The sequence below is a fragment of the Gordonia terrae genome, assembly GCF_001698225.1.
In the GTDB taxonomy this organism is placed as follows: domain Bacteria; phylum Actinomycetota; class Actinomycetes; order Mycobacteriales; family Mycobacteriaceae; genus Gordonia; species Gordonia terrae.
In genome coordinates, this window is record NZ_CP016594.1 from 4,333,855 (window position 1) to 4,353,832 (window position 19,978).

Below are 19,978 nucleotides of genomic sequence, written 5' to 3' on the forward strand. Positions count from 1 at the left end.
TCAGTCATCCCCACCGGGACCACTGTCGGAACCATCGTCACCGTAGCGACTCTCGTCCCCACCGCGACCGTTGTACCCGACCTCGCGGCCGGCCACACCGTTCTCGCCGACTCCCGGCTCCCCCGCGCCGGACTGCCGGGATCCGACGATGCCCGGCAGGGTGGCGCCGGTCGGCCGCGTCGCGGCACCCGCCGACCAGGCCAGCACGCGATCCCGTTCCGCCGGTGTCACCAGTGGACACTCCCCGACCGCGGCGTCCGGCCGGGCCGTGAGCCCGTCGAGGAGCGTAACCAGGCGCTGCGCGAGCAGCTCGACGGTCCCCTCGTCGAACAGGTCCGTCGCGTAGACCATCGACGCCGACCAGGACCGGTCCGGACGGGCGACCACCGCGACCGTGAGGTCGAGCTGGGCGGACGTCACCGGCGACTCGAGCGCCGCGACCCGCAGACCCTCCGCCTCGAACACCGGCGCGGTGTTGCCCGCGTTGGTCAGCGTCAGCATGACCTGCGCGAGCGGCGAGAACGCCCTGGACCGGGTCGGGTTCAGCCGCTCGACCAGCGTCTCGAACGGCACGTCGGCGTTGGTGAACGCGTCCAGGTCGACGACCCGGGTGTCCTCGAGCAGTTCCGCGAAGCTCATCGCCGGGTCCACCTCGGCCCGCAGGACCAGGGTGTTGACGAACATGCCGATCAGCTGATCGATCTCGGCGCGTCCCCGGCCCGCGATGGGAGTGGCGACCGCGATGTCGTCGGTCGCGGTGACCCGGGCGAGCAGCACCGACAGGCCCGCGTGCACCACCATGAACGGCGTCATCCCGCGCTCGCGCGCCAGCGCCGAGATCCGCGTCGCGACCTCATGCGGGATCTCGAAGTCGACCCGCGCACCCCGCATCGACGCCACGGTCGGGCGCGGCCGGTCGGCGGGCAGCTCCAGCACGTCGGGTACCCCGGCGAGCTGACGCAACCAGTACGACAGTTGCCGTCCGACCACCGACGTCGGGTCGTCGACCGCGCCCAGCTCGCGTTGCTGCCACAGCGCGTAGTCGGCGAACTGGACCGGCAGCGGCGGCAGGTCCGGTGCCCGGCTCGCGGCCCGGTCCCGGTAGGCCGTCACGACGTCGGACATCAGTGGCCGCATGGACTCACCGTCACCCACGATGTGATGCAGTACCGCGAGCAGGACCCACGAACCCTCGTCGCGTTGCCACAACCGGATCCGGACGGGCACCTCGGTGGTCACGTCGAATCCGGCGGACAGCGCCTCGAGAAGCTCCGCCTCCGAATCACATTCGACGAGGCGGGGCAGCGCCGCCGGACCGTCGGCGTCGTGGACGACCTGGGTCGGCCGGCCGTCGACGGCGGGGAACGTGGTCCGCAGGATCTCGTGCCGCGCGACGACGTCGCCGATCGCCGCACCGAGGGCCTCGACGTCCAGCCGGCCGCCGAGTTCGACACCGATCGGCAGGTTGTAGGCCGCCGAGGCCGGGTCGAGGCGATTGATGAACCAGATCCGCTGCTGCGCGAACGACAGCGGGATCTCCGCCGGCCTCGGCTCGACCCGGGTGACCGGCGCGCGCAGACCGCCCCGGTGCTGACCGAGAGCGGCCAGTGCCCGCGGCGTCGGCGACTCGAACACGTCCCGCACGCCGATGTCGGCGTTGAGGGCGTCGCCGACGCGTGCCGCCAGTCGGGTCGCGGAGAGCGAGTTGCCGCCCAGGGCGAAGAAGTCACCGGTCACCGACACCGCGTCGACGCCCAGCAGGTCGGCGAAGACGGCGACCACGCGCGCCTCCGCCGCCGTCTCCGGTGCGACGAGGTCGTCGGCCTCGATGTCCGGTGCCGGCAGTGCCCGCTTGTCCAGCTTGCCCGTCGCGGTGAGCGGCAGGTCGGCCAGGACCGTGATCGTCGCCGGGATCATGTACGACGGCAGTCGATCCGCCAGATGGTCCCGCAGCGCAGCGGTGTCGACGGCAGGAGTCTCGCCGCCGGTGCTCAGCGCGTCCGATGCCGGTACCACGTAGGCGGCCAGCGACGACGCGACCGACCCGCCGACCCCGAGCACCACCGCGGTCTTCACCGACGGATGCGTGGACAGCGCGTTCTCGATCTCGCCCAATTCGATGCGCAGGCCGCGCAGCTTCACCTGGTCGTCGGAACGACCGAGATACTCGAGCACCAGCTCGCCGGATGCCGAGCGCACCCACCGGACACGGTCGCCCGTGCGGTACATGCGGTCGCCGGGTCCGCCGAACGGGGACGCGACGAAGCGCTCGGCGGTCAGCTGCGGACGCCGGAGATATCCGCGGGCCGACGAGACACCGGTGGCGTACAGTTCGCCCGCCATCCCGATGGGCACCGGGGACAGTCGCTGATCCAGGACCAGCAGGCCGGTACCCGCCACCGGGCCGCCGATCGTCACCGGCTCGTCCGGGTCGAGCGGACCGCTGATCGCGACCGCCACCGACGTCTCCGTCGGCCCGTACGCGTTGTGGAACGCGACGCGGCCCGCCCAGGTGCGGACGAGGGCGGTGGAGACCGCCTCGCCGCCCGAGGCCAGCATCCGCAGTGCGGGCAGGTCGTCGGGTTCGACGGTCGCCAGCACACTCGGTGTGAGGAACACGTGCGTCAGTTCGTGCTCGCGGAGGAAGGCGGTCAGCGTCTCGCCGCCGACGATGTCGTCCGGCCGGTACACCAGTGTCGAACCCGAGGTCGAGGCCAGCAGCCACTCCAGCACCGAGGCATCGAAACTCGGTGAGGCGTAACCGAGTACCCGCGAACCCGGATCGATGCCGAACCGGTGCGCCTCGGCGACGGCGAAGGCGTGCGCACCGCGCTGGGTGACCGCCACGCCCTTGGGCACACCGGTCGACCCGGAGGTGTAGATGACATAGGCGAGTGCATCCAGACGCGGGGTACCCACCAGCTCGCCCGGCGCGAGGGCGGTGCCCTCGATGCCACGCATGGCGTCGGCGACGGCGGACACGTCGATCCATTCGACGTCACCGCGGGCACCCGCTTCCGGCCCCGGGCCGCCCTGTTCCGGACTTCCCGATGCCGACGCGATCACCAGACGCACACCGGAATCGGTGACCATGTGCGCGATGCGGTCGGCGGGCAGCGTCGGGTCGATGGACAGGTACGCCGCGCCCAGCTTCGCCAGGGCCCAATGCCCCGCCAGCCGGTCGACGGTGCGACCGAGCGCCAGCCCCACGACCGAGTCCACGCCGATCCCGCGGCCGATCATCCACCGCGCGAGCCGGTTCGAGCGCTCGTCGAGCTCGGCGTAGGTGAGCGACGCGCCGTCGCCGTCGGTGACCGCGACGATCCCCGCGTGCGCGGCCGCGACGTCGGCGAACACCTCGCCCAGCAGACGCGGTTCCGGCGCCGCCGGACCGTTCACCGGCGTGAGCTCGGCAGCTGCCGCGGCGTCGAGGAGCGCGATCGACGAGGTCGGCGAATCCACATCGTCGACGGTCGTCCGCAGGATCTCGCGCAGCGCCGCGCCGAACACCCCCACCTGGTCGTCGGCGAAGGCCGACGGGAGGTACTTGAGCTTCAGCAGCAGGCGGTCACCGGACGGTGACGACGCGAGGTTGAGCGGATAGTGCGTCGAGTCGCCGGCGTCCACGCCGACGATCTGCAGACCGCCGGCCAGCGACGTGTCCGCCGTGGACAGCGAGTCGGAGTCCACCGGGAACGACTCGAACACGGTCAGCGTGTCGAAGAGCGCACCGATCCCCGCAAGCGCGGTGAGGTCGGCGAGACCGACGTGCTGGTGGTCGAGGACTGCGACCTTGTCGGCCTGCATCGCGGCGAGCACGTCGCCGATCGGGGCAGCCGGGTCGACGTCGACGACGCTCGGGACCGTGTTGATGAACAGGCCGACCATGCCCTCGACACCGTCGAGGTCCGACGGGCGCCCCGACACGGTCTCGCCGAAGGCGACCACCTGGTTGCCGGTCATGCGCGACAGCAGCACCGCCCAGGCGAACTGCAGGATCGTGCTGACCGTGACACCGCGTTCGCGCGCCAGCCGGTTGATCGCCGCCGTCGTCTCGGCGTCGATCCACTCCTCGTGGTCACGCGGCAACGACGTGGTCGTGGCCTCCTCGGCGCCGGACACCAGCGTCGGCTCCGCCAGCGGCGCCAGCACATCCCGCCAGGCGGCGAGACCCGCGGCCGGGTCGGCGGCGGCGAGCCGCCGGACGTGGTCGCCGAAGTCGGAGTCCGCGGAAATGGTTGCCGTGTACGGACCCACCCCGGCGTAGAGCGCGAGCAGGTCGGCGAGAACCAGCGGACCGGACCAGCCGTCGAGCAGGATGTGATGGTTGGTCACGATCAGGCTCAGCGTCGTGTCGGATCCGGAGCCGTGCTCGACGCTCACGAACCGCACCAGCGGCGGCGCCGCGAGATCGAACGGTTCGATCCGTTCGGTGTCGGCGATCTCGCGCACTCGTCGCGCTGCCTCGTCACCGTCGAGGTCGGGTTCCAGGGACACCTCGGACCACGGCAGGTCGACGCGCGGCGGTACGACGGCCACCAGGGCCCCGCCCGCCGTGCGCACATACCCGCTGCGCAGCACACGATGATGTGCGACGAGTTCCTCGGCCGCCGAACGCAATCGCGCCCGGTCGACCTCACCGCCGAGATGCAGCACCGCCTGCGTGACGTAGACGTCCACGTTGTCGGAGCCCGTGGGAGCGACACCGTCGGCTCCCGCGGTGTTCTGCGCAGCCATCTGCGACTGGAAGTAGAGACCGGCCTGCAGCGGCGTGAGCGGCCAGACGTCCGCACCCGGGAACCGCACCGCGAGCGCGTCGAGTTCGGTCTGGGTGACGGGCGTACCGGGCACGTCCGACGGCGACCGGCCCGGGTCACCGACGACCGCGACGTGCTCGGCGAGTGCGGTGAGCTCGTCGGCCCACAACTCGGCGAGCGCCGTGATGTCGTCGGTCCCGAACAGAGCCGACGGGAACGTGAAGTTGGCCGTGAGGCGCCGGGTCTCGCCGTCGCTTCGCGTTCCGACGTTGACGCTCAACGGGTTCAGCGCGACCATCGCGCCCGACACCGACGGCGGCATACCCGGCGCGCCGGGCGCACCGGTGAACGGGATGACGTCGGGCGCGGGTTCGGCCGCGGGGCGTCCCGCGCGTCCGGCACCGAAGAAGTTGAACCCGATGCTCGGCAGCGGACGCTGCGACAGCTCGGTGTCGGCGCCGTAACGCAGCACACCGAAACCGAGCCCGCCGTCGGGTTGCCCGAGGCGTTCCTCCTTGGCCGACTTCACCGCATGGGTGACGTCGGTGGACGGATCGACGGCGATCGGGGCGATGGTGGTGAACCAGCCGACCGTACGGGACAGGTCGACTGCGCGTTCGCCGTCGGCGGTGTCGATCTCGTCCTTGCGACCGTGACCTTCGACCAGGACCGTCACGGGTGCGACGTCGGCGATGCCGCGCGCGGCCTGCCACGCGCGCACCGCACGTGCGAACGTACCGAGCAGGACGTCGTTGGCGTTGCCGCGGAACACTTCCGGCACCGAGGTCAGCGCCGCCTCGGTCACCTGCGCGTCGAATGCGTGGACCACCGACACCTCGGTGGCGAACCGGTCCCGTGACGCGTCGAAGTCGATCCCGAGATCGGTGGGCCGGGCCGGGAGCCGCTCGAGCCAGTACGGCAGCTCGGTGGCGCGCCGGTCGGCCTGTGCGCCGACTGCATGGGCCCACGCCCGCTCGGACGTCGCCTCGGCACGCAGCGCGATCGGTTGCCCCGATGCCCGCTGCGCCCATCCGGTGACCAGGTCCTCGACGAGGATCGGCCAGGACACCGCGTCGACACCGAGATGGTGGATCGCCAGGACGACCCGACCGACGCCGTCGGCGTCGGTGACGATGCCCGCCGCGACGAGCACACCGGCCGACGGATCGAGGTGAGTCAGTGCCTCGGCATGTGCGGCACGAAGATCCGCGTCGTGGCCGGGACTGCCCACCGGTGCGACCGAGGAGCGTGCGAACACATAGGGCGCCGCGCTCGGACCACCGGCGTTCTCATCCGATCCGGCGACCAATCGCCAGCGGTCATCGCTCCGGGTGAGACGCGCGGACAGCATCGGGTGCACCGCGATGAGCTCGGACAGCAACTCCGACAACGCGTCCACGGCGAGATCCGCCGGCGCGTGGAGCACCCGGTACTGCGAGAAGTCCGCGAAATCAGATGCGTGCGTGGAATGTTCGATCATCCACGACATCACCGGCAGCAGTGGCAGGTCGCCGCGCCCGCCGCCCGCGGGTTCGTCGAGAGCGGGCAGACGGTGCGCCTCCCCGGCGACCACGCGGGCCATCGCCCGAATGGTCCGTTGCTCGAAGATGTCTCGCGGTGTCAGCGTGAACCCGGCGGCGCGAACCGCCGAGGCGAGCTGGATCGACATGATCGAGTCACCGCCGAGCGCGAAGAACGACTGGGTGACCGAGACCCGGTCCAGTCCGAGCAGACCCGCCACGATGGTCGCCAGGGCCTCCTCCGTCGCGTTGGCGGGCGCGACGTGATCGGCGTCGAGCCCCGCGAAGTCGGGTGCGGGCAGGGCGCGGCGGTCGAGCTTGCCCGCGCTGTTCAGCACCACCTCGTCGATCGGCATCCACAGCGTCGGACGCATGTACTCCGGGAGTGCCCGGGTCACCGCGTCCCGCAGGACCTCGAGGTCCACGGTCGACGGCGCGACATAGGCGACCAGATGCTGTCCGCCACCCGGCGCGTCGGCCACCGACACCGCGGCGTGCACGACGCCGGGCGCCGCCGCGACGACGGACTCGATCTCGCCGAGTTCGATGCGCTGGCCGCGCAGCTTCACCTGGAAGTCGGTGCGGCCGAGGTATTCGATCTCCCCCTCGGTGTTCCACCGCACGAGATCACCGGTCCGGTAGAGCCGCGAGCCGGGCCGGCCGAACGGGTCGGCCACGAAGCGCTCGGCGGACAGGCCCGGTTGCGCGGCATACCCGCGGGCCACCTGATCGCCACCCAGATAGAGCTCGCCCGGGACCCCCGTCGGGACAGGATTCAGTCGCGCGTCGAGCACATGGGTCGTCGTGTTCCAGACCGGCACGCCGATCGGCACGATCGACGGCGCCCGGGTCACGTCGGCGTAGGCCACCTCGACCGCCGCCTCGGTGGGACCGAACAGGTTCACGATCTGGACGTGTGGCAGCAGCTCGTGGGCACGGGCCACCACCGCGGGCGGCAGCGCCTCACCGGAGGCGAACAGCCAGCGGAGCGTACCCAGGCGCGAGATCGTCTCGGCCGGCACGACATCGAGGAACACCGACAGCATCGACGGGACGAAATGCACCGAGGTGGCACCGCTGGACGCGATCAGGTCGACGATGTAGAGCGGATCGGCATGGCCGCCCGGTTCGGCGATCACCATCGTCGCACCGGTCAGCAACGGCGCGAACAGCTCCGGCACCGAGACGTCGAAGGTGTACGGCGTCTTCTGGATGATCCGGTCACCCACGGTCCAGGGATACTCGTCGAGTCCCCACCACAACCGGTTGGCCACCGCGGCGTGGGAGACGGTCACGCCCTTGGGTCGTCCGGTCGAGCCGGAGGTGAAGAGCGTGTACAGCGCATCGTCACCGCGGATCGGCCGGACACGTTCGGCGTCGGTGACCGGCGGTGTCGACGGATCGATGTCGCGGGTCGAGTCGACGGTGACGCGCCGGACGCCGTCGTCCAGTCCGGACAGATCGGCCGCCACGGGCCGCGGTCCGACGAGCAGAACCCGCGCGCCCGCGGTCTCGACCATGTAGCGCACACGGTCGCCCGGGGCAGCGGTGTCGATGGGCACGTACCGGCCACCGGCCGCGGTCACCGCGTGGACGGCCACCACCATGTCCACACCGCGGTCGATGCAGACCGCCACCGCGACATCGGGTCCCACGCCCAGCCCGAGGAGTTCCCGGGCGAGATCGGCGACCCGAGCGCCGAACTCGCGGTAGGTCAACTCACGATCGGCGTAGGTCAGCGCGATCGAGTCGAGCGACCGCGCCCCGCGAAACGAGAGCGCATCGGCCACCGATCCCGCCGGTATGGCGGTCTCCGTGCCCCGTGATCGCCGGAGTATCTCCTCGATCTCGGCGGGTTCGAGGAGGGCGGCGTCGGCCACCGGGTCGTCGGTGTGCCGGGTGAGCTGGTCGAGCAGCCCGACGAACCGGCGCGCCAGCTGGGCGACGGTGTCTTCGTCGAAGAGATCCCGCGCGAACACCAGCGAGAGCGGCCAGTCCCCGTCCCCGTCGGGAACGGACACACCGATCGTCAGGTCCAGTTTCGCCGGCGGATCGGCCGGCGGCATCGGTTCGATCTCCAGCCCCGCGACCGCGGCCGGCGCGGTCTCCGCCATCTCGGGCAGTGCCGTCTGACCGAACGTGAGCATGATCTGGGCCAGCGGCGCGAACGCCTCGGACCGGACCGGATTGAGCTTCTCGACGAGCATCTCGAAGGCCACGTCGGCGTTCGCGAATGCTTCCAGGTCGGTGTCGCGGGCCTGCTCCAGCAGTTCGGCGAACGACATCGACGGATCCACCTGGGCCCGCAGGACCAGGGTGTTGACGAACATGCCCACGAGCGGGTCGAGTACACGCTGTCCGCGTCCGGCGACCGGGGTGGCGATCGCCACGTCCTCGCCGGCCGACAGTCGCGCGAGCAACACGGCGAGCGCCGCGTGCACGACGATGAACGGGGTCGCGTCGACCTCGCGTGCGAGGTCGCGGACCCGGTTCCCGATCTCGGCCGGGATCGCGGCGCCGACGCGACCGCCGCGCTGCGAGGCCACCAACGGCCGGGACCGGTCGAACGGCAGGTTCAGCACCTCGGGCAGATCGGCGAGTTTGTCTGTCCAATAGGCCAACTGGGAGCCGATGACCGAGGTCGGATCGGATCCGTCGCCGAGGACCTCGTGCTGCCAGAGGGCGTAGTCGGCGAACTGGACCTCGAGGGGCTCGAAGTCGGGCTCGTTCCCCGACACCCGGGCGTCGTACGCCGTGAGGACGTCGACGAGCAGCGGGTTCATCGACTCGCCGTCGGCGGCGATGTGGTGGACGACGACCGCGACCACCGCACGCTCGGCGTCGACGTGCCAGACCCGCACGCGGATCGGCCAGTCGGCGGCGACGTCGAACCCGGAGACCACCGCACGCTCGAAGGCGTGCTGGTCGGCGGCGATCCCCCAGTCCAGCCGGTCGGCGATCTGCTCGGCCGGATGGACCAGTTGATGGGCGACCCCGTCGACGGACGGGAAGGTGGTCCGCAGGACCTCGTGGCGTTCGACGACGTCGGCGATCGCCAGGCGCAACGCCTCGATGTCGAGAGCACCGCGCACCTGGAGCACGAACGGGATGTTGTAGGTCGGCAGCGACGGATCGAACTGGTTGATGAACCACATCCGCTGCTGGGCAAAGGACAACGGTACGAGTTCCGGACGATCCGCGCGGGCGACGATCGGCGGCAGCGCCTCGGCATGTCCGGACACCTCGGCCACGAGTGCACGCACCGTCGGTGCCTCGAACAGGTCGCGCACCGAGGTCTCCACGCCGAGCACCTCGCCCACCCGGGCGGCTACGCGCGTCGCCGACAGCGAGTTGCCACCGAGGTCGAAGAAGGACTCGGTCACGCTGACCTGGTCGATTCCCAGGACCTCGGCGAACACCGCGGCGACCGCGGCTTCCTCGTCCGTCTCCGGTTCGACGATCTCGCCGACCTCGATGACCGGTTCGGGCAGCGCGGCCTTGTCGAGCTTCCCGACCGGGGTGAGCGGGAGCTCGTCGAGCACCGCGACCGACGCGGGCACCATGTGCGCCGGGAGTCGTTCGCCGACAAACGATCTCAGCTCTGCCGGATCGACCTCGGCGCCGCCCCCTGTGCCGGCCGCGACCACGTACGCGGCCAGCGCGGTGGCGACCGAACCGCCGACACCGACGACCACGGCCGAGCGGACCGCCGGGTGCTCGGCGAGGACCGCCTCGATCTCGCCGAGTTCGATGCGCAGACCGCGCAGCTTCACCTGGTCGTCACTGCGGCCGGAGTACTCGATGACCGGCGCACCGGTGGAGTCCTGCTTCCAGCGGACGATGTCGCCGGTGCGATACATCCGGTCACCCGGGTGACCATGCGGGTTCGCCACGAACTTCTCCGCGGTCAGGCCCGGGCGGTCGAGGTATCCGCGCGACAGCGCACCGCCGTTGACATACAGCTCCCCCGCGACACCGACGGGGACCGGACGCAACTGCGCGTCGAGCACCATCAGGCCCACGCCGGCGAGCGGGCCGCCGAGCGAGACCGGCTCGCCCACCGCCATCGGCGCACTGATGGTGACGCCGATCGTGGTCTCGGTGGGGCCGTACAGGTTCTGGATCCGCCGGAACGGAGCCCAGCTGTCCTTGAGCGCCTGCGGCACGGCCTCGCCACCGGCATAGACGACTCGGAGGGCCGGGACCGCGTGCGGTTCGATGGTCGCGAGCACGGTCGGCGTCAGGAACGTGTGGGTGATCGCCTGCCGCATCATCAGGTCCTGCAGCGGCGGGCCACCGACCGCGTCGGCGGGGCGATAGATCAACACGCCGCCGGACACGATCGCGAGCAGGTACTCGAGCACCGACGCGTCGAAGCTGGGCGAGGCGAAGCCGAGCACCCGCGAGTACTCGTCGGCACCCGAACGCCGGATCTCTTCGGCGGCGAAGTTCGCCAGACCCGAGTGGGTCACGGCGACACCCTTCGGGCGCCCGGTGGAGCCGGAGGTGTAGATGACGTAGGCGACGTTGTCCACCCGTACCGGCCCACGCCGATCCGATGAGGTGATCGGCGCGTCGGACAGCGCCTCGATCTCGGCGGACAGCGTGGCGTCGTCGAGACTGCGCCACGAGAAACGTTCCCCGGGCAGGGTTCCCGACGCCTGGACGGCCAGGCCCAGGATCGCGCCCGAGTCCTCGACCATGTTCGCCACTCGTTCGGCGGGGTAGTCCGGGTCGATCGGCACGTAGCCACCGCCGGTCTTGGCCACCGCCCAGATGGCGGTGAGCAGCTGCGCGGATCGGCCGATCGCCAGCGCGACCAGTTTCTCCGGGCCGATGCCCTGACCGATCAGCCAGCGCGCCAAGCGGTTCGACCGCGCGTCGAGGTCCGCGTACGACAGCCAGACATTGTCCGCGTCGACGACGGCCTGGCGCGGTCCCCACTTCGCGGCGGCCTGCGCGAAGAGATCACCCAGGACGACCGGCTCGGTTCCCGGTCCCCCGGTCACGACCGCGTCGGAGTCGGCGATCGACACCGTCTGCCGCTGCGGTTCGGGTTGCGTTGCCGCGCGGGCGAGTTCGGCGAGCGACATGGTCGCCTCGCCGAGGGAGATCTGCCGCAGTGGCACCTCGGGTTCCGCCAGGGCCTCGGTCAGCAGCGTCACCAGCTGCTCGGCGAGACGCGCCACCGACGGTTCGTCGAACAGATCGGTCGCGTAGGTGATCGCACCCGACCAGTCCTCGGACCCGGCCGGCTGCGAGAGCGCGACCAGCAGGTCGACGCGGGCCGGGATGCGCTCGGTGGTCACCGAACTCACCTGGAGGCCGGCGACCTCGCCGATCGAGAGATCCGGACCCGCCAGTTCGGGGAGGGTCGACTGGTCGAACGTCAGCCACACCTGGGTGAAGGGCGCGAACGCTGCCGACCGCTGGGCCCCGGCCGCATCCGCGACCACGTCGAACGGGACGTCGGCGTTGGCGAAAGCAGCGAGGTCGGCGTCCTTGGCTGCGTCGAGCAGGTCGGCGAAGCCGCGGTCGCGGTCGACGGTCGTCCGCAACACCAGGGTGTTGACGAACATGCCGACGAGCGGATCGAGCACGCGCTGTCCGCGACCGGCGATCGGTGTGCCGACGGCGATGTCGTCGGTTGCCGACAGCCGTGACAGGAGGGCGGCCAGTGCGGCGTGGACCACCATGAACGGGGTCGTCCCGGTCTCCTGGGCGAACCCGGCGATGCGATCGCCGACCGACGCGGGCACGCCGAACAGGACGCGGCCGCCACGCTGGCTGGCCCGCGCGGGCCGGGGACGGTCGGTGGGCAACTCGATCACGTCGGGGAGGCCGGCGAGACGGTCGGTCCAGTAGGTGAGCTGGCGGCCCACGACGGACTCGGGATCCTCGGGCGAACCGAGAACCTCGTGCTGCCAGATCGCGAAGTCGGCGAACTGGACGTCGAGGTCGGCGAATTCCGGGTCGGTGTCGGCGGACTCGGCGAGGTAGGCGGTCACGACGTCGCGCACGAGCGGCGTCATCGACTGCCCGTCCGAGGCGATGTGATGGGTGATCACCGCGAACACGTGCTCGTCGGGCTCCACCTCCCAGATCCGGGCGCGGATGGGCCATTCCCGCGAGACGTCGAAGCCTGCGGAGACCGCCGCCTCGATCTCCTCCTGCGAGGACACCTCCTGCCAGTCCAGCTTGGCCGCGACCGACGTCGCGCGGTTGATCTTCTGGTACGGCATGCCGTCGGCCGACGGGAACGTCGTGCGCAGTGACTCGTGGCGCGACACCACGTCGATCAGTGCGGCGTGCAGCGCGTCGGTGTCGAGCGCTCCGGACAGCCGCAGCACGATCGGCAGGTTGTAGGCCGACGAGGTGGTGTCGGCCTGGTTGACGAACCACATCCGCTGCTGGGCGAACGCCAGCGGGATCCGTTCGGGCCGGGACTCGACGGCCACGATCGGGGCGCGCGCGGAGTCGAGACCTGAACTCACACGCGTCAGTTCACGCACGCTCGGGGCGTTGAAGAGTTCGCGGATCGAGATCTCCGTGCCGGTGACCTCGCCCACGCGCGCCACGAGCCGCATCGCGGCGAGCGAGTTGCCACCGAGGTCGAAGAACGAGTCGGTCACGCTCACGCGATCGACACCGAGGATGTCGGCGAACACCTCGGCGACCGCGGCCTCCGCCTCACCGGCGGGGGCGACGTACTCGCCCGCGGTGAAGACCGGCTCCGGCAGCGCACGACGATCGATCTTGCCCGCCGTGTTGAGCGCGATGTCGTCCACCGGCATCCACACGGTCGGTCGCATGTAGCCCGGAAGTGCTTCGGCGACAACGGCCTTGACCCTGTCCAGGTCGATGTGCTCACCCGGCACACCCGCCAGGTAGCCGACGAGGTGTTCCCCGCCGCCGGGTGCGGTGGCCACGGTCGCCGCGGCGTGGACGACGCCCGGAGCCGAGGCGATGACCGCCTCGATCTCGCCGAGCTCGATGCGCTGGCCGCGGAGCTTGACCTGGAAATCGGTGCGTCCCAAGTACTCCAGGACGCCGTCGGGGCGCCTGCGCACGAGGTCGCCGGTGCGGTAGAGCCGCGAACCCGGTTCGCCGTACGGATCGGCGACGAACCGTTCGGAGGTCAGGTCCGGGCGGGCCGCGTAACCGCGGGCGAGCTGCACGCCACCGAGGTAGAGCTCACCGGGGACACCGGCGGGCACCCGGCGCAACCGGGCGTCGAGCACGACGGCCGAGGAGTTCCACACCGGGATGCCGATCGGCACGGTCGGATCGTCGGCGGCAACCGAGTGGATGCGTTCGAAGGTGATCTCCACCGCGGCCTCGGTCGGACCGTACAGGTTGAAGAACCATGCGTCCGGCCAGATCTCGCGGACGGGTGCCGCGACCGCGGGCGGCAACGCCTCACCCGTGGTCGAGACGATGCGGATGGTGTCGAGGGCGGCGAGCTGCTCACGGCCGACCACCTCGAGGAACACCGACAGCATCGACGGCACGAAGTGGATCATCGTCGTGCCCGTGCGGGCGATCTCGTCGGCGACCTGCCGCGGGTTCAGGTGTCCGCCGTCGGCGAGGACCACCAGGCGGGCACCGATCGACAACGGCGCGAACAATTCCGGCACCGAACAGTCGAATGTGTACGGCGTCTTCTGCATGACGACGTCGTCGGGACCGATCGGCAGGGCGTCCAGGCCCCACCACAACCGGTTCAGCACCGCGGCATGGGACAACGTGACGCCCTTGGGGCGACCCGTGGAGCCCGAGGTGAACAGGGTGTACGCGGCGTCGTCGGGGCGCAGCGGGGAGAGTCGCTCCGCGTCGGACACCGGTGCGGCGGCCGACGAGTCGACGTCCACCAGGGCCGAGGCGTCGACCACGACGACCCGCACACCGGTGTCGTCGGCGGCAGCCACCGCGTCCCGGACACCCTCGGCGTCGGCGACGAGCAGCACCCGCACACCGGCGGTCTCGTACATGTAGCGGACGCGGTCGGCGGGCGCGGCCACGTCGACCGGGACGTACTGTCCACCCGCGGCGATGACGGCGTGGATCGCGACCATCATCTCGACGGAGCGCGGAATGCACAGGGCGACCGCCACATCCGGCCCGACACCGGCCTCGATGAGGTCGCGGGCCAGTGTGTTGACCCGGGCGACGAACTCGGCGTAGGACACCTCGCGGTCGCCGAAGACGATCGCGGTGGCGTCCGGGGTGCGCTGCGCCTGGGCGGAGACGGCGTCGCTGACGGTCTGCACTGCGGGCAGTTCCACCCGCTCGCCCCACTCGGCCGACTCGATGGCGGCCGTCGTGTCCTCGGCGACGAACGGCGCATCCCCCACCGCCCGGTCCGGGACCGAGGTCAGGGCATCGAGAAGACGGATGAAGCGTTCGCCGAACTCGAGCACCGTCGGCTCGTCGAAGAGGTCGGTCGAGTAGTCGAGGTTCACCGGCCAGGTCTGCCCGGCGGGCCGCGAGGAGACGGTGATCCAGAGATCGATCTGCGACGAGACCATCACATCCGCGTACGGCGTCACCGTGATGCCGGCCGCGTCACCGAGTGCCTCGGCGGCGGTCGCCGACGGGCTGAACGAGAACATGACCTGGGCCAGCGGCGCGAAGGCCTCCGAGCGCACCGGACTCAGCCGGTCGACCACGGTCTCGAACGGGACGTCGGCGTGGGCGAACGCGTTCAGATCGACATCGCGCACCGCGGACAGGAGCTGTTCGAACGACTGGGCGCCGTCGACCAGTGTCCGCAGCACCAGGGTGTTGACGAACATGCCGACGAGCGGATCGAGCTCCGCCTGACCGCGACCGGCGATCGGCGTGCTGACGACGATGTCGTCGGTGGCCGACAGGCGTGCGAGCAGCACCGCGACGGCGCCGTGCAGCACCATGAACGGCGTCACGTCGGCTCCGCGCGCGACCTCGGTGACGCGCTCGCCGATCCCGGCCGGGATCTCGACCCGTGCGCGGGCGCCGCGCCCGGAGGCGACCGGCGGACGCGGACGGTCCGACGGCAGTTCGAGTACGTCGGGAACACCGGCGAGGTGCCCGGCCCAGTAGGCCAACTGGCGTCCGACGACCGAATCCGGGTCGTCGACCGAGCCGAGGACGGTGTGCTGCCAGATCGCGTAATCGGCGAATTGCACGGCGAACGGCGGGAATTGCGGCTCGTCCCCGGCGACGCGGGCGCTGTAGGCGGAGACCAGGTCGGAGACGAGCGGGGCCATGGACTCGCCGTCGGCACCGATGTGGTGGAACACGACGGCGAGCACGAACTCACCGGGCTCGACCGCCCAGAGGCGCGTCCGGAACGGCCACTCCTCGGTGACGTCGAATCCCCGTGTCACCACGGCGAAGATGTCGTCCTCGGACCCGACGACCTCCCAGTCGAGCCGGTCGGCGACCGATTCCGGCGGATGCACGAGCTGGAAGGGCACGCCTTCGGCACTCGGGAACGTCGTGCGCAGGACCTCATGCCTGCGGACGACGTCGCCCAGCGCGGTGTGCAGTGCCTCGACGTCGAGGTCGCCCGACAGCCGCAGCACGATCGTCATGTTGTGCGTGGGCGCAGCGGGATGAAGGCGGTTGAGGAACCACATCCGGGTCTGCGCGAAGGACAGCGGAATCCGTTCGGGCCGTGGCGACACCGCCACCACGGGCGCGAGCCGGGAGCCGCGACCGGTCAGGGCGGCCACCAGCTCGCGCACCGACGGCGCCTCGAAGACGTCGCGGACCGAGACCTCGACACCCAGGGCGTCACCGACGCGGGCACTGACCCGCATCGCCGACAGCGAGTTGCCGCCCAGCTCGAAGAAGCTGTCGGTGGCACCCACCCGTTCGACCTGGAGGAGCTCCGCGAAGACCTCGGCGACCGCGGTCTCCTCCGGCGTCTCGGGGGCCACGTAGTCACCGGTGGCGAACTCGGGGCGGGGCAGCGCCCGTCGGTCCACCTTGCCCGAGGTGGTCCGTGGCATCTCGGGAAGCGCCATCCAGACCGTGGGTCGCATGAACTCCGGCAGACCGCGCACGGACGCTCCGCGCACGAGGTCGAGATCGACCTCCTCGCCGGGACGTCCGGCGACGTAGGCGACGAGTTGCTCGCCGCCGCTCGGGGCGGTGGCCACGACGACGGCCACATGCACGACACCCGGCGCCGAGGACAGCACGGACTCGATCTCGCCGAGCTCGATGCGCTGCCCGCGCAGCTTCACCTGGAAGTCGGCGCGGCCCAGGTACTCCAGCACGCCGTCGGTGTTCCACCGGGCGCGGTCACCGGTGCGGTACAACCGGCCACCGCGTGGATCGAAGGGATCGGCGACGAAGGTCTCGGCGGTGAGCCCCGGCCGCGAGGCGTAACCGCGGGCCAGCTGGGGTCCGCCGAGATACATCTCACCGGGGACGCCCGGCGGGACCGGTCGCAGCCGATCGTCGAGGACACGGACCGTCGAGTTCCACACCGGTGCCCCGATGGGGATGTTCGGCGTCGGCCGGTCCACGCGTCCATAGGTGATGTCGACGGTCGCCTCGGTCGGACCGTACTGGTTGTAGAGCCCGAGTTCGGGGAGCAGTCGGAGCAGACCACCGGCGAGGGCGGGGCTCAGAGCCTCACCACCGGAGAAGATCCGACGCATCGACGAGAGGTCGGCGTCCCCGGCGCCGGTGGCGCCGTCGAGGAACGCCGCGAGCATCGAGGGCACGAACTTGGCGGTCGTGACCCGATGGCGCTCGATGAGGCGTGCCAGGTAGACCGGGTCCCGATGTCCGCCGGGTTCGGCGACGACGACCGGCGACGCGGCGAAGATGCCGCCGAAGTAGTCCCACACGGACGCGTCGAACGTGTAGGGCGTCTTCAGGAAGAAGACGTGCTCCCCCGGACCGTTCGACTCGGTGAACCACTCGAGGGTGTTGCGCAGCGCACCGTGGGTGACGGTCACGCCCTTGGGGCGTCCGGTCGATCCGGACGTGAAGATCGTGTAGACGGCGTGGTCCGGCAGCACCCGGACGGGTCGATCGGCGTCGGACACCGAGGCGACCGCAGTGTCGACGGGCGCGGACGCGTCGACGACGACCACCGGGAGGTCGACACCCGCGAGCGCTTCCGGACGCTCGGCACCGATGAGCACCATCGCGACGTCCGCGGTGTCGATCATGTATTGCGTGCGCTCGACCGGGGATTCGGTGTCGATCGGCACGTACTGACCGCCGGCCGCCACGATGGCGTGCACGGCGACCATCACCTCGACCGAGCGGTCGATGCAGACGCCGACGGCGACATCGGGTCCCACACCCAGCGAGATCAGCTCTCGCGCAAGGATGCTCACCCGGGCCGCGAACTCGTCGTAGTGCACCACGCGGTCGTCGAAGAGCACGGCGGGCCGATCCGCCGCGCGTGCGCGTGCATCGGCGACGAGGTCGACGACGGTGTGCTCACCCGGGATCTGGACCTCGTGTCCGCGAGACCACTCGGCGACGTCGAGACCGTCCACCGTGGAGACCAGCGGGATGTCGGACGTCCGCTCGTGGGGAGTGCGGGCCACCGTCTCCAGGATGTGCACCAGGATCTCGCCGAAGACCCGGATCTGGTCGTCGCCGAAGGCGGCGGGAAGATACTTCAGCTGCAACGACACCCGGCCACCCGCGGCCGCGGTGATCAGGTTGATCGGGTAATGGGTGGTGCTCCTGGAGTCGACGTCGGCGACGACGAGACCGTCGGCCAGTCCTTCGGTCGCGTCCTGCGACGACAGGGCCTCGGTGTCGATCGGGAACGACTCGTGGACGGTCAGCGTGTCGAACAGCTGGGCCGAGCCGGCCAGGGCCGTCAGGTCGGACAGACCCAGGTGCTGGTGATCCATGACCGCGACCTTGGCGGCCTGCAGCCTGCGGAGCACCTCGACGATGGTCGCGGCCGGATCGACGTCGACGACGCTGGGCAGCGTGTTGATGAAGAGCCCGACCATCGTCTCCACGCCCGGCAGATCCGCGGGCCGGCCCGAGACGGTCTCGCCGAACACCACGACCCTGTTGCCGGTCATCCGCGACAGCAGAACAGACCAGGCGAACTGCATGACCGTGGCGGTGGTGACGCCCTCGGTTCGGGTGAGCTCTTCGAGCCCCGCGGTCGTCTCCTCGTCGAGCATGACCCGGTGCTGCCGGGGCAGTTCGTCGTCGGTGGCCTCGAGTCCGGGCGCCACGAGAGTCGGACCCTCGATCGGCGCGAGCACCTGTCGCCATGCCGCCAGACCGGCGTCGCGGTCGGCGGCGGCGAGCCGCCGGACGTGGTCGGCGAAGTCCGATCGCTGCGATCCCTCACCGCCGGCAACCTGGCCGGTGTAGGTCTCGCCGGTGGCGTACAGGGCGAGCAGGTCGGCCAGGACCAGCGGACCGGACCAGCCGTCCATCAGGATGTGGTGGTTGGTCACCACGAGGTGCGCCTGGTCGTCGTGCCAGACGAGCACGAATCGCACCAGGGGCGGTCGGCCGAGGTCGAACCGGGCCAGCCGCTCGCCCTCGACGATCCGCCGGATCTCGGCATCCGCGTCCTCTGCGGTCACCCCGGAGTCCAGCCGTACCACTCGCCACGGGATCTCGACGCGCTCGGGGATCACCGCGACGACCGCGCCGCTGCCGGTCCGGAGGTAGGCCGACCGCATCACGCGGTGTCGGGCGAACAGCTGCTCGGCCGAACCGCGCAGCCGATCGCCGTCGACACGGCCGCCCAGCGTGAGGACCACCTGGGTGACGTAGACGTCCACGGCGCCGGACTCCTGGCCGGACGCGGCGAGCTGCGCTTGGAAGTACAGACCCTGTTGCAGCGGCGTCAGCGGCCACACCGCCGCGCCCGGATACGTGCGGGCCAGGTCGTCGAGGTCGCGCTGGGTGACGCCGGTGCCCGGGACGTCCGACGGGGACAGACCGACGCGGGTGCCCGAACCGATCGCCTGGGTCAGCGCAGCCAGTTCGGCCGCCCACATGTCGAGGAGATCGGTGACCTCGTCGTCGGCGAACAGTGAGCCGGGGAAGCTGGCACCGGCGACGAGCCTGCGATTGCCCTGCTCGTCGAGTGAGGTGGTCACGCTCACGCCCAAGGTGCTCAGAGCAACCATCCGACCCGACGCGGACGATCCCAGGATCGGCGCGTCCGGAGCGTGGGTGAAGGGGAGCACCTCGGCGTCCGGCGCGCCTGCGCCTCCGCCGGCACCGAAGTAGTTGAAGGAGATGCTCGGGAGCGGACGCGTGGCCAGTTCCCGGGTGTCGGAATCGGGGTCGGCGGTCCCGGAGCCGTAGCGCAGCCACCCGAATCCGATGCCGTTGTCCGGCTGGGCCAGACGCGCTTCCTTCGCAGCCTTCACCGCGTGCACCACGTCGGTACCGGGATCGAGGCGCACCGGGACGATGGTGGTGAACCAGCCGACCGACCGGGACAGGTCCGCGCGACGCGGCGACTCGCCGGCGGCGAGGACCTCCTCGTACCGGCCGTGGCCCTCGGTGAGGACCGTGACGGGTGCACTGTCGGTGATCTCGCGACGCGACTGCCAGGACCGGACCGCACGGGCGAAAGCACCGAGCAGGACGTCGCTGACGTTGCCGCCGAAGGCCTCCGGCACCGCGGTCAGCACGGATCGGGTCACCGGGGCGCCGATCTCGAGGGAGACGTGGCGCTCGGTGGACATCAGGTCGCGG

Annotated in this window: 1 protein-coding gene (cut by a window edge); it reads right to left on the reverse strand. The window is 70.9% G+C overall.

Annotated features, from left to right (window positions below):
• Positions 1 to 19,978, reverse strand: partial view of a non-ribosomal peptide synthetase gene (locus BCM27_RS19385; protein ID WP_004020537.1) — the final stretch only. 20,267 nt of this gene lie beyond the right edge of the window; only the last 19,978 of its 40,245 coding nucleotides appear in the window; the start codon falls outside the window, past its right edge — the gene reads right to left on this strand; it ends in the stop codon at positions 1 to 3.